The organism is Phyllobacterium sophorae (assembly GCF_003010965.1).
Lineage (GTDB): Bacteria > Pseudomonadota > Alphaproteobacteria > Rhizobiales > Rhizobiaceae > Phyllobacterium > Phyllobacterium sophorae.
In genome coordinates, this window is record NZ_PGGM01000009.1 from 206,582 (window position 1) to 218,604 (window position 12,023).

Below are 12,023 nucleotides of genomic sequence, written 5' to 3' on the forward strand. Positions count from 1 at the left end.
TTTACCAGTTTTGTTGAAAATGTTTATTTCCATATGGTGGGAATGATTTCCATATACTTGTTGAGCAGCACTGAAAATGGGGTATGCTCTCATCAAATCTGGAGGAATGACCATGACCAAAATGCGTGCCGTCGATGCTGCAGTTCGTATCCTGGAGAAGGAGGGAATTGATTGTGCCTTTGGCGTACCGGGTGCCGCCATCAACCCATTCTATTCGGCGCTTAAGGCCCGCGGGTCAGTTCGGCATATTCTCGCGCGTCATGTTGAAGGTGCTTCCCATATGGCGGAAGGTTATACCCGCGCTGAGCCTGGGAATATCGGTGTTTGCATTGGCACCTCTGGACCGGCTGGGACGGACATGATCACCGGTCTTTATTCTGCATCAGCAGATTCAATTCCGATCCTCTGCATCACAGGGCAAGCGCCACGTGCGCGCCTCGACAAGGAAGATTTTCAAGCCGTCGATATCGCGTCGATTGCCAAGCCCGTGACCAAATGGGCGGTGACGGTCATGGAGCCGGGACTCGTTCCCTATGTATTCCAGAAGGCCTTTCACATCATGCGCTCCGGGCGTTCGGGTCCCGTGCTGATCGATCTGCCACTCGATGTTCAATTGGCGGAAATCGAATTCGATCCCGATACTTATGAGCCACTGGAACCTTACAAGCCCGCAGCGACGAGGGCGCAGGTCGAGAAGGCGCTCACGATGCTCAATGAGGCAGAGCGGCCATTGATCGTTGCCGGCGGCGGCATCATCAATGCGGATGCTTCTGACTTGCTGGTTGAATTTGCTGAAATTACTGGCGTCCCTGTTATCCCGACTCTCATGGGTTGGGGTACAATTCCCGACGATCATCGTCTGATGGCGGGGATGTGCGGCCTGCAGACATCGCATCGCTACGGCAATGCGACCATGCTCGCGTCTGACTTCGTTCTTGGAATAGGCAATCGCTGGGCCAATCGCCACACCGGCAATGTTGCGACCTATACAGAGGGAAGAAAATTCATTCACGTGGACATTGAGCCGACACAGATCGGACGGGTGTTCTCGCCGGATTTCGGTATCGTGTCCGATGCAGGCAAGGCTTTGGAGCTTTTCCTCGACGTTGCGACCGAGTGGAAGACTGCGGGCAAGTTGCGTGACTGGTCCAAATGGGCAGGGGAATGCCGGGACCGCAAGCGGACGATGTTGCGCAAGACCCATTTCGATCAGACCCCGCTGAAGCCTCAACGCGTCTATGAGGAGATGAACAAGGTCTTCGGCCGTGAAACCTGCTACGTCACGACCATCGGTCTGAGCCAGATCGCCGGAGCGCAGTTCCTGCACGTCTACAAGCCGCGCAACTGGATCAATTGTGGTCAGGCCGGACCCCTCGGCTGGACCCTGCCCGCTGCGCTTGGTGTTCGTGCTGCCGATCCGAACCGGCCGATCGTAGCGCTTTCGGGTGACTATGATTTCCAGTTCATGATCGAGGAGCTGGCCGTGGGCGCGCAGCACAAGCTGCCCTACCTGCATGTTGTCGTGAACAACTCCTACCTGGGCCTGATCCGACAGGCGCAGCGCGGTTTTGACATGGATTTCGAGGTGAGTCTCGCCTTCGACAATATCAACGCGTCGGGCGATGCAGAAAAGGGCTACGGGGTTGATCATGTGGCCGTCGCAGAAGGACTTGGATGCAAGGCCATCCGTGTCCGCAGTCCCAACCAGTTCGCCGGCGCATTTGCAGAGGCGCAGGCTCTGATGGACGAGCACCAGGTACCGGTTGTGATCGAGTTCATCCTGGAGCGTGTTACCAACGTCTCCATGGGGGCGGATATCAACGCGGTCGTCGAGTTCGAGGACCTTGCCGAGCACAACGAGGATGTGCCGACTGCGGTCTGCGCATATCTCGACTGACAACGCAATTCAACCGGGAGGCATGCATGCCCAAGTTCGCCGCAAATTTGACGATGCTCTTCAATGAGGTCCCATTCATGGAGCGCTTTGCGCTTGCCAGTGAGGCAGGATTTGAAGCTGTCGAGTACCTCTTTCCATATGACTATAAAGTCGAGGAACTGAGGCATGAGCTGGCCGAAAACCAGCTGGTACAGGTCCTTCACAATCTGCCCGCCGGCAACTGGGGGGCAGGCGAACGCGGTATCGCGGTGTTGCCGGACCGCATTGATGAATTCCGGCGCGGTGTCGCCACAGCGATTGACTATGCAACCGCACTTGGTTGCAAACAGATCAACTGTCTCTCAGGCATTGCCCCCAATGGATTGGCGGACGATATTCTGCGCACGACCCTGGTTCACAATTTGAGGCTCGCAGCAACGGAGCTTGCCAAATATCACATCCGGCTGCTCATTGAACCTATCAACAATTACGATATTCCCGGGTTTTATCTGAATACGGTTGAGCAGGCGGCTTCGATCATCGAAGAGGTCGGCAGCGACAACCTCTTCATTCAGTATGACCTTTACCACCAGCAGCGAACCTGCGGTGAACTTGTGGCCACGTATGAGCGGCATAAACAGCTCATTGCGCACATCCAGCTTGCGGATAATCCGGGACGAAATGAGCCGGGTACGGGGGAGATCAACTATCCATTCGTGTTCGCGGCGTTGGATCACGCCGGTTACGACGGCTGGATCGGCTGCGAATACAAACCAAAAACAGAAACGCAACGCGGGCTTGGCTGGTTGAACGAACTGTCAGCGGCACGAAAGCCGGCAGATATAATCAGGATGAGGAGCTGAGCATGGCGGATATAGGGTTTATTGGGCTGGGGATCATGGGCACGCCCATGGCGCGTCATTTACAGGACGCCGGACACGACCTTTATACATCGAAATTCTTTATCGAGCCAAAGCAGGAGCTGCTGGATAACGGTCTGAAGATTGTTGAAAGCCCGAAGGCTCTGGCCGAGAAGACTGACATCATCATCCTGATGCTGCCGGATACACCAGAGGTAAAGGACGTTCTCTTTGGCGAAAACGGCGTGGTATTCGGACTGAAGCCCGGTAAGCTGGTCATCGATATGAGCTCCATCTCGCCGATCGAGACCAAGGAATTTGCCAGGAAAGTTCGCGAAACCGGCAGCGAATATATCGATGCACCGGTTTCTGGCGGCGAAGTCGGTGCCAAGAACGCCACACTAAGCATTATGGCTGGCGGTGCGCAAAGCGCCTTCGACCGTGCCTTGCCTCTGCTCAAGCTGATGGGAAAGAATATCACGCTGGTTGGCGATTGCGGCGATGGTCAGGTCACGAAGGTTGCCAACCAGATCATCGTGGCGCTGACGATCGAGGCCATCTCGGAGGCCCTCGTTCTTGCGTCGAAAGCGGGTGCCGATCCTGCCCGGGTACGCGAGGCATTGATGGGCGGATTTGCCTCCTCGCGCATTCTTGAATTGCATGGCGAGCGCATGATCAAGCGCACATTCGAGCCCGGCTTCCGGATTTCGCTGCATCAGAAGGACCTTAACCTTGCTTTGCAAAGTGCAAAGACACTTGGCGTATCGTTGCCCAATACGGCATCGACGCAGGAGCTTTTCAACAGCTGCGCTGCCAATGGAGACGGCGGACTCGATCATTCCGGTCTGGTCAAGGCACTCGAACGCATAGCCAATCATCAGGTTGCATGATCGCCTTCTCACAACCGCCAGCGACGCGGTTTCGCGTCACTGGCTCGCCTGGTTTGCGAAGAAAATGCGCACGGATGAGCGGGCGGCAATGCCGGCAGTCACGATAACGTTCGCGCCGATTGGAGGGTAGATGTTTAGACGCGATTGGCAGGCAGCTCGAACGTAGAGCTTTTTTCGTCCTGTTCGACCTTTTGAAATCCAATCACAGCGAACCAGCGATCAACGTCCGGATGTTTGCTCCAGCTTATCGAGCGGATTGGGATGTTGCCGCAAAGCTGCTGAATTTTCTGAATGTGCCGTTTGCAGAATCGGACGGACTTGGCACTGAAGAATTCTTCATCGGCCGCAAATGATGTGTAAGCAATACCGCCTTCTTCGTGCCAGGTTATAACGGCCAAGGTCTTGTTCCCATCCAGCAATGCGTGTCCACGTCCTTCTCGAAGATCCATCAGGAGCTTCTCATGGGCTTTGCTGCCGGTTTCGCCGGCCTTTGCGTGCTCTTGGCTTATTCTCTCGGCAAGGTGGTCGAAAACGTGGCTGAGATCTTGGGGAGTGGCGGTCCTGGCTTCCATCTGACTTCTCCAAAGCGTTCCCATTGACTCCTTTACTGCGGATTTGTCCATGCACGTTACTGACACTGCCGGCTTCCCCGGGAACGCGCGCCGCAAGGAGGATGGCCAGCTTGCGGGCGGCGGAAGATGTATGGCAGGGCAGGTTTCTGCGCCCCATGAGCGGCGAGAACGGCAACATCAAATTCTTGCAGAAAGGTTTGACAGACGCGCTCAACATACTTCACCATCGGGCGCGACGCCAGTTGGCGAACGGTGCGCCCTGCGCAAACGCTTTAGTCAGCGCAACCCCCGCTCTTCGGCGAGCGAAGCACGCCGCTTCAGCAGTAAGCCAGCGATCTGTCGCTGGCGCTATCTGTCCAATATGTCACGCAACCGGGCAAAGATGCCGCGCGGTCGGCCGGCAAGCGCTTTGCGGATGTGGTAGGCGGCCGTACCAGCGCTAACAGTCGCGCCGAAATGGCAATAGCAGATGACCCTGTGCAGTTGATGATCGGTGAGTTCGAAAAACTGCTTCGCTTCGCCATAACTGTCGTTTTCCAACCCGGCTGCCCGAAGGACTGGATCCTGGAATGCTACAGTGATCGGCGAGTCATCGCTGCGCATGGCTGCGCGATCCCTGGCCGGCTGATACTCGGTCTGGTTGAGTGTCGAGAGGCGGCGATCAGGGTTCTGTTCCAGGAGCTCCACCCAGCGTTCAAGGCGTTCATTGCGCGTCATTGCCGGGCGCGGGTATTCCTGATCGACCTCGGCGACGCTCTGCAGTTGCGAGAGTGCATGGTGCTTCATATTGGCCTCCTACTCTAACGAAAGTTGGTCCGCCCATTTCCCCGGTTATACCCGAGTTAAGCCTGACTCCAGCGGGTCGTTAAGTCCAATCACGATCAGGCCTGGACGTTTTCGTTCACGAAAACGTGCAGGCTTCGTCGATGCCGCGACTGTTCTTGATGTCAGTTTGGACGCGTACGTATGTCCGTTGGAGACCTCAGTCCCATTTGGGATTGCCCAAGGCATTCAACGGTATTTTGAGATAACGCTGGCCGTTGGCTTCGGCTTCGGGCAACCGTCCCCCATTCATGTTGATCTGGAGAGCGGCCAGAATGAGCTTGGGCATCGGCAGGGTCTTATCCCGCGCTTGCCTCATGGCTACAAATTCCGTCGCAGATTTGCAGCGCGAGATATGGATGTTGCTTGATTTCTGTTCGGCGACGGTGCTTTCCCACTGGGGGTCCCGGCCACCGGGCTGATAGTCATGACCGACGAACACTCTGGTCCCGTCCGGTAAGGCGAGGATGGCTTCGATCGATCGCCACAGCTGCTCTGCGCTGCCACCGGGAAAATCGGTGCGTGCGGTCCCGCCGTCAGGCATGAACATGGTGTCGTGAACGAAAGCGGCATCGCCAATCACATATGTGATCGACGCAAGAGTGTGCCCCGGGGAGAACATTACCGTCGCATCAAGCTCACCGATGTTGAATCGGTCGCCGGCCACGAAAAGCCTGTCCCACTGAGAGCCGTCGGCGCTAAATTCCGGCCAGTTGTAGAGCTTTTTCCACAAGGCCTGTACCTCAACGATGTGGCTTCCGATCGCTGTCGCCGCTCCCGTTTTTGATCGCAGATATTGAGCTGCGGAAAAGTGGTCCGCATGCGGATGCGTTTCCAGAATCCATTCGACCGTCAATCCGTTCGCGTCCACATGATGCAGGATATGATCTGCGTTGACAGTTGCAGTCGCTCCCGACTTTTCGTCGAAGTCGAGAACGGCGTCAATTATGGCGCAATGTCTGGTTTCTGGATCAGTAACGACATATTGCACGGAACTGGTCCGCTTGTCGAAAAATGCATGAACGTCCGGCTTTATGGCGGCTTCTATCACTTGCACGTCCCCCGACTTGAAAGTCTTTGCAACTTTCTCCGGTTTTGGTTCTCAATGTCAATCGGTGCGGCCGAAATCTCACCGGGCACTCATTGCCAAAGAACAGCTCAAGACGCTAACTGGGACGCTCCCTTTTTATTCCTGCCCGCGCTGCGAAAGAAAGCTTCCATCATGCCAAATCCGACAAAGCCACGAATTCTCTGTGTCGGTGCGCTGACCATGGACACGATTTTTCGTTTGGACAGGCTGCCGCCCGGACCGGGGAAATTCATTCCCGTCGAGGCTCTCCAAATCGCGGCCGGCATGGCGTCGAGTGCCGCGGCGAGCATCGCGCGGCTCGGCGGTGGTGTCTCCCTTTGGGCCTCGATCGGGGACGACGATATCGGGCGGCGGGTCGTTGAAGATCTGACAGCCGAAGGTGTGGATTGCTCTTCTGTCCGCAGAATCGATGCTGCCCGCTCGGCCTTTTCCTCGATTTTCGTCGATGCAGCGGGCGAGCGGATGATCGTACCGTTCTATGACGCGGCATTATTGACGGCGCCCCAGATCATGCCGCCCATCGCCGAGGGCGCATACGACGTGGTGATGACCGATGTGCGCTGGCCACTCGCTGCGGCGCAAGCGCTGAAAGCCGCGCGCGGAGCCGGTGTTCATGGCGTCCTCGATGCCGATACGGCCCCGCTCGAGACGCTGGAAATGCTCCTGCCGCTTGCCTCGCATATCGTTGCCTCCGAGCCGGCGGCGGAACAGGTGACCGGCGAGAGCGATCCGGAACGGGCAACCGTCGCCCTTGCAGCACTCTATGGACGTGATGGAGCATTCATTGCCGTCACCGGCGGCGACAAGGGATGTTTCTGGTACGATGCGCTTGAAGGCGAGGTCCGCAATATGCCAGCCTTCGCTGTTGATGTGGTTGATACGCTGGCGGCCGGCGATGTCTTTCACGGTGTTTTCGCCTGGGCGCTCTCGCGGGGCCATCCCACATACCAGATCATGCGTTTCGCCAGTGCTGCGGCTGCGATCAAATGCTCCCGCTTCGGCGGCAGACGCGGCGCCCCGACGAAATCCGAGCTCGAAGCTTTCCTGACCCGATAGGACACCCCCGCATTTGAATGTGAAAGGTCACTGCAAACCCATTGACATTTGACTAACATGTTAGTATGTCTTTAGTGATAAATGAGATGGAGAAGCAATTGTCTCGGGTAGATCGATTTGGACTTTCCGCCGCGCTCACCACGCCCTTCGATACGGATATGCGCGTCGATGTGTCAAAGGCGGTCAAGCATGCACGGCATTGCCTGAACAGTGGCTGCAGCAGCGTGACCCTGTTCGGCACTACGGGTGAGGGCTCTTCCATCGGCAATGAGGAGCGCGAGGTCGTTCTCAAAGAATTTCTCGATGCGGGCATCCAGCCGGCGCAGATCGTCGTCGGTGTGATGGCGAATTGCTATGTGGACGCCGCCGTGCAGTCCCGTTCCGCATTTGATGCCGGCTGCCGTGGCGTCCTGCTCGCCCCGCCGTCTTATTTCAAGAACGTCAGTGATGACGGGCTGTTCGTCTGGTTCTCGTCGGTCTTCCAGGAAGCCGGGGCATCGGCAAGGGATGTCATTCTATACAACATCCCTTCGGTGACCGCCGTCGAACTTTCGGTCGATCTGGTCACTCGCCTGCGGGAGGCCTTCCCGGATATCGTTGCGGGTGTGAAGGATTCGTCGGGCAACTGGAGCTATACGGAGAAGCTGCTTGCAAAACACAAAGACCTCGCCATCCTCATCGGTGATGAGCGCGACCTGGCTGCGGGCGTCCGCCTCGGAGGGCAGGGTGCGATCTCGGGCATGGCGAATCTCTACGCTGACCGGCTGCTGCCCATGATCAATGAGGGGCGCGAAGATCCGGCGATGATCGAAGCGGTCAATGAGCTTCTGAAGTTTCCGGTCACGCCAGCGGTCAAAGCGCTGGTTGCACATCATTCGGGCGATGCGGGCTGGCGCCGGGCGCGTGCACCGCTGCAGGCCTTGCCGGATTCCGATTTCAAGCGTCTGACCGGTATCTTCGACCGCTTGTTTGTAGCGGCCGCAGCGTAATAAAGGGAGTATTCTCAGGATTCGTCGGGAGAGCGGCATGGATGATGGTAACGAGCCCGTAAGACTGCGAGAGAAGGCCTATGCGAGCTTCACGGAGCATCTTCTTGCCCGTGATATCAATCCCGGACAGTTCGTATCACAGCGCCAGCTTGTCGCGATGACCGGAATGCCGCTTGGGGCCATTCGCGAACTGGTGCCGCGTCTGGAGGCAGAGGGGCTGGTCAAGACTATCCCGCAGCGTGGCATTCAGATTGCGCATATCGACCTGAATCTGATCCGCGAAGCCTTTCAGTTTCGTCTGTTCATGGAGAAGGAGGCGATTGCATTGTTCTGCACCTCCGCATCCGACGAATTGCTGGCCACGCTACGGAAAGAGCATGAGGATACGCTGGAGGAGGCGTTGCAGGGCAGGGAGACCCCCGAGCTTGAGCTGCGTGCGCAGACAATCGACTGGAACCTGCATGAAACGATCATCGATTCCCTCGGGAACGGGATAATTGCGAGGGCATACCGTATCAACGCGATCAAGATGCGCCTGATCAATCAGGAAAGGTTCCGCATTACCGGCCGTGTTGTCCCCGTCATGCGGGAGCATCTTGCGGTGCTGACGGCCATTGAAACCCGCGACCCGCAAGCGGCAATGGATGCAATTGCGGTGCATATCAATAATGCGAGAAATTTGGCGCTGAAACTTTAAATCATCGAAGCTGGTAATGGGAGTTGCCACTCGAATGAGTCACACGAGGAGGATACAATGAGCATGAATTTCGTTAAACCGACACGCCGCCAGTTCCTGGCCGGGTCGGCGGCACTGGGTGCCGCAAGCATCACCGGGTTGAAGCCGGCATTCGCGAATGTGGACTGGAAGAAATATGCGGGCACGACACTCGAGGTCAATCTCATCAAGAGCCCGCGCGGCGATATTCTTCAGAAGTATCAGAAGGAATTCGAAGAACTGACCGGCATCAAGGTCAATTCCGAACAGACGCCCGAGCAGCAGCAGCGGCAGAAGGCAGTCATCGAACTCACATCTGGCCAGCCAAGCTTTGATGTCATCCACATCAGCTACCATGTGCAGAAGCGGCAGTTCGAAAAAGGCGGCTGGCTCGCCGATCTGACGCCATTCCTCAAGGATCCGAGCCTGACTGATCCCTCGCTGGTAGAGAGCGATTTCGCCGAGGCTGGTCTCGCCTTTGCCAAGGACAAAAACGGGCGCTTCGGCGGCCTGCCATTCTCGGTTGACTACTGGATCGTCTACTGGAACAAGGAACTCTTTGCCGCCAAGGGCGTCGAATATCCGAAGACGTTCGATGAACTTGTCGCTGCCGCCGAAAAGCTGACCGACAAGGACAATGGCGTTTATGGTTTTGTCGCCCGCGGCATGAAAAACGCCAATACTCCGGTCTGGGCCAGCCTGATGCTCGGCTATGGCAAGAGCACGGTCGAGGACGGCAAGCTGCAGACCGATACGCCTGAGGCGATCGAGGCAGCCACGCTCTACCAGCGTCTCATGACCAAATCCGCGCCTCCCGGTGTTACCGGCTTCAACTGGGCCGAATGCCAGTCGAGCTTCCTGCAGGGCAAGGTTGCCATGTGGCTCGATGGTATCGGGTTCGCACCGCCGCTCGAAAACCCGCAGAAGTCCCGCGTCGTCGGCAAAGTCGGCTACGGCGTCATGCCAAAGGGCCCGGCCGCACAGGCGGCGCCGACGTTTGGTGACGGCATCGGCGTTACAGAAGGCTCGTCGAAGAAGGAAGCCGCCTATCTCTACTGCCAGTGGGCAATTTCGAAAGAGATGGGAGCACGTCTGTTGCAGTCGGGCTCCGGTGTTCCGTTCCGCAACTCGGTCCTCAACGATCCGGAAGTGCTGAAGGGCGTGACCATGCCGGCCGAGTGGGCGAAGGTTCTGTCGGAATCCGCGCCGATCAGCCAGCTTTGTTTGCCGGTCATCGTTCCAGTCACCGAGTTCCGCGACGTGATGGGTGTTGGATTGACCAACCTCCTTGGCGGCGCTGATCCCGCAACGGAAATGAAACGTGCGACGGAAGAATTCCGTCCCGTCCTGGCAAAAAGCGAAAGCTGAGGATCGAGTATTCCGATGACAATCACCGCCCCGACCACCCTGACCAGTGAACAACGGAAAGCCGGAATGAAAGTGGGCAAGAGCCGCTTGAAGCCAAGCTATTGGCCATTCGTCATTCCGGCTCTGGTCATCGTTGGGGCGGTGATCATTTTCCCGTGGGTGTTCACGCTGTGGATGAGCGTAAATGAATGGCATCTCGGCGGTGAGAAGAGTTTCGTCGGCCTCGCCAATTTCGCCAGGCTGGCCGGCGACCAGCGGTTCTGGGAATCGATGAGCCACACGATCCTCTATACGGTCCTGTCCGTTGTAGCTCCCCTGTTTTTCGGCACGATTGCGGCCCTTGTCTTTGACAGCAAACTGCCGATGCGCGGGTTGCTGCGAGGGATCTTCGTCATGCCGATGATGGCAACGCCCGTGGCGATTGCGCTTGTCTGGACAATGATGTTCCATCCGCAGCTCGGGGTGCTCAACTATCTGCTGTCGTTCATCGGAATTGGTCCACAGGAATGGATATTCAACCAGAATACCGTGATCCCGTCGCTCGTGCTGGTCGAGACATGGCAGTGGACGCCGCTCGTGATGCTGATTGTGTTGGGCGGGCTGGCGGCGATGCCGCGCGATCCGTTCGAGAGTGCCGAGATCGATGGCGCCAATGGCTGGCAGAAGTTCCGCTATATAACACTGCCAATGATCCTGCCTTTCATGATGGTCGCCGTGATCATTCGCTCCATCGATGCGCTGAAAAGCTTCGACATCATCTTCGCCATGACCCAGGGAGGGCCGGGCACGGCATCGGAGACAATCAACATCTATCTCTATAATGTTGCCTTCGCCTATTACGACATTGGCTACGGCTCGGCGCTGGCCGTCGTCTTCTTTATCGTCATCATCACCATGTCGCTCGCGCTGCTCTATCTGCGCCAGCGGACAAAGTGGAATAGTTGAGGAGATACGTCATGGCGCGCCGCAATTTGCTTAAATCCGTAGGGACAGCCTTCGTCGTCTTCGTGATCGTTTCACCGGCAATCTTCTTCTTTTTGTGGATGCTGTCGCTGTCGCTGAAATACGAAATCGACAACGGCGCCTATCCGCCGATCTTTATTCCGGAGAATTTCGCCTGGTCGAATTATACGGACATCTTCGCCACCAATGATTTCCTCCACTATTTCTGGAACAGCCTTCTGGTGACAGGTACCGCGACGCTGCTGGCGCTTCTGGTCGGTGTCCCGGCCGGCTATGGTATAGCCCGTCTTCGTGCCGACAAGGCGGCGATCGTCGTCATGATCGCCCGTATGACGCCGGGTCTGTCCTATCTGATCCCGCTCTTCCTGCTGTTCCAGACATTGGGCCTCCTCGGTACGCTCTGGCCGCAAATCATCATCCATCTCGTGGTAACGGTCCCGATCGTCATCTGGATCATGATCGGCTATTTCGAAACCACCCCCATGGAACTCGAGGAAGCCGCGATGATCGACGGCGCAACCTCATGGCAGGTATTCCGTATGGTTGCACTGCCGATCGCGAAACCCGGCATCGTGGTGTCGTTGATCCTTGCGGTTATCTTCTCGTGGAACAATTTCGTCTTCGGCATCGTACTCGCGAGCCGCGAAACGCGAACGCTGCCGGTCGCCGTCTATAACATGCTGTCGTTCGAACAGGTCAGTTGGGGGCCGCTTGCCGCTGCTGCGTTCGTCGTGACGTTGCCGGTGCTGCTGCTCACCGTCTTTGCACAACGCCAGATCATTGCCGGCCTTACTGCCGGTGCCGTCAAGGGCGGTTAATTAA

12 protein-coding genes are annotated in these 12,023 nt (G+C 57.1%); 9 read left to right on the top strand and 3 right to left on the bottom strand.

The features are described from left to right. Positions 1-112: 112 nt before the first annotated feature. From gcl to CU103_RS19380, 3 genes are read left to right on the top strand one after another with little or no spacing between them, the layout of a single operon-like run. Positions 113-1,897 (top strand): glyoxylate carboligase, encoded by a 1,785-nt coding sequence (gene gcl / locus CU103_RS19370; RefSeq protein ID WP_106665680.1) that lies wholly within the window; start codon positions 113-115, stop codon positions 1,895-1,897. 26 nt (positions 1,898-1,923) lie between these two features. Then, positions 1,924-2,739 (top strand): hydroxypyruvate isomerase, encoded by an 816-nt coding sequence (gene hyi, locus CU103_RS19375; RefSeq protein WP_106665681.1) that lies wholly within the window; start codon positions 1,924-1,926, stop codon positions 2,737-2,739. Between the two features lie 2 nt (positions 2,740-2,741). After that, entirely contained in the window at positions 2,742-3,626 is an 885-nt protein-coding gene (locus tag CU103_RS19380) for a 2-hydroxy-3-oxopropionate reductase (RefSeq protein ID WP_106665682.1), read from the top strand. A gap of 134 nt (positions 3,627-3,760) precedes the next feature. Here the strand turns inward: CU103_RS19380 and CU103_RS19385 are convergent, their stop codons facing one another. The 3 genes from CU103_RS19385 to CU103_RS19395 form a co-directional block, all read right to left on the bottom strand. Next, positions 3,761-4,198 carry a hypothetical protein gene (locus tag CU103_RS19385; protein ID WP_106665683.1) on the bottom strand — a complete coding sequence of 146 codons (438 nt, stop codon included), beginning with the start codon at positions 4,196-4,198 and terminating at the stop codon, positions 3,761-3,763. Positions 4,199-4,546: 348 nt separating this feature from the next. Then, complete coding sequence (locus tag CU103_RS19390; protein ID WP_106665684.1) at positions 4,547-4,984, bottom strand: hypothetical protein; 438 nt, start codon at positions 4,982-4,984, stop codon at positions 4,547-4,549. 196 nt (positions 4,985-5,180) lie between these two features. Next, positions 5,181-6,071: an MBL fold metallo-hydrolase gene (locus CU103_RS19395; RefSeq protein WP_106665685.1), complete on the bottom strand. Its 891-nt coding sequence runs from the start codon at positions 6,069-6,071 to the stop codon at positions 5,181-5,183. A gap of 171 nt (positions 6,072-6,242) precedes the next feature. On the opposite strand from CU103_RS19395, the gene CU103_RS19400 reads away from it, so the two are divergent. From CU103_RS19400 to CU103_RS19425, 6 genes are all read left to right on the top strand, one after another. Then, positions 6,243-7,166, top strand: a complete 924-nt coding sequence (locus tag CU103_RS19400; RefSeq protein WP_106665686.1) for a PfkB family carbohydrate kinase — start codon at positions 6,243-6,245, stop codon at positions 7,164-7,166. Positions 7,167-7,252: 86 nt separating this feature from the next. Then, entirely contained in the window at positions 7,253-8,155 is a 903-nt protein-coding gene (locus tag CU103_RS19405) for a dihydrodipicolinate synthase family protein (RefSeq protein ID WP_106665687.1), read from the top strand. 37 nt (positions 8,156-8,192) lie between these two features. Further along, on the top strand, positions 8,193-8,852 hold the full coding sequence (locus tag CU103_RS19410; protein ID WP_106665688.1) for a GntR family transcriptional regulator: 660 nt from the start codon (positions 8,193-8,195) through the stop codon (positions 8,850-8,852). A 57-nt stretch (positions 8,853-8,909) separates the two neighbouring features. Next, a complete protein-coding gene (locus tag CU103_RS19415) occupies positions 8,910-10,238 on the top strand; it encodes an ABC transporter substrate-binding protein (RefSeq protein WP_162707160.1) in 1,329 nt (442 codons plus the stop codon). 66 nt (positions 10,239-10,304) lie between these two features. Beyond that, positions 10,305-11,183: a carbohydrate ABC transporter permease gene (locus CU103_RS19420; protein ID WP_245448890.1), complete on the top strand. Its 879-nt coding sequence runs from the start codon at positions 10,305-10,307 to the stop codon at positions 11,181-11,183. An 11-nt stretch (positions 11,184-11,194) separates the two neighbouring features. Next, a complete protein-coding gene (locus CU103_RS19425) occupies positions 11,195-12,019 on the top strand; it encodes a carbohydrate ABC transporter permease (RefSeq protein WP_106665690.1) in 825 nt (274 codons plus the stop codon). The last annotated feature ends 4 nt before the right edge of the window (positions 12,020-12,023 follow it).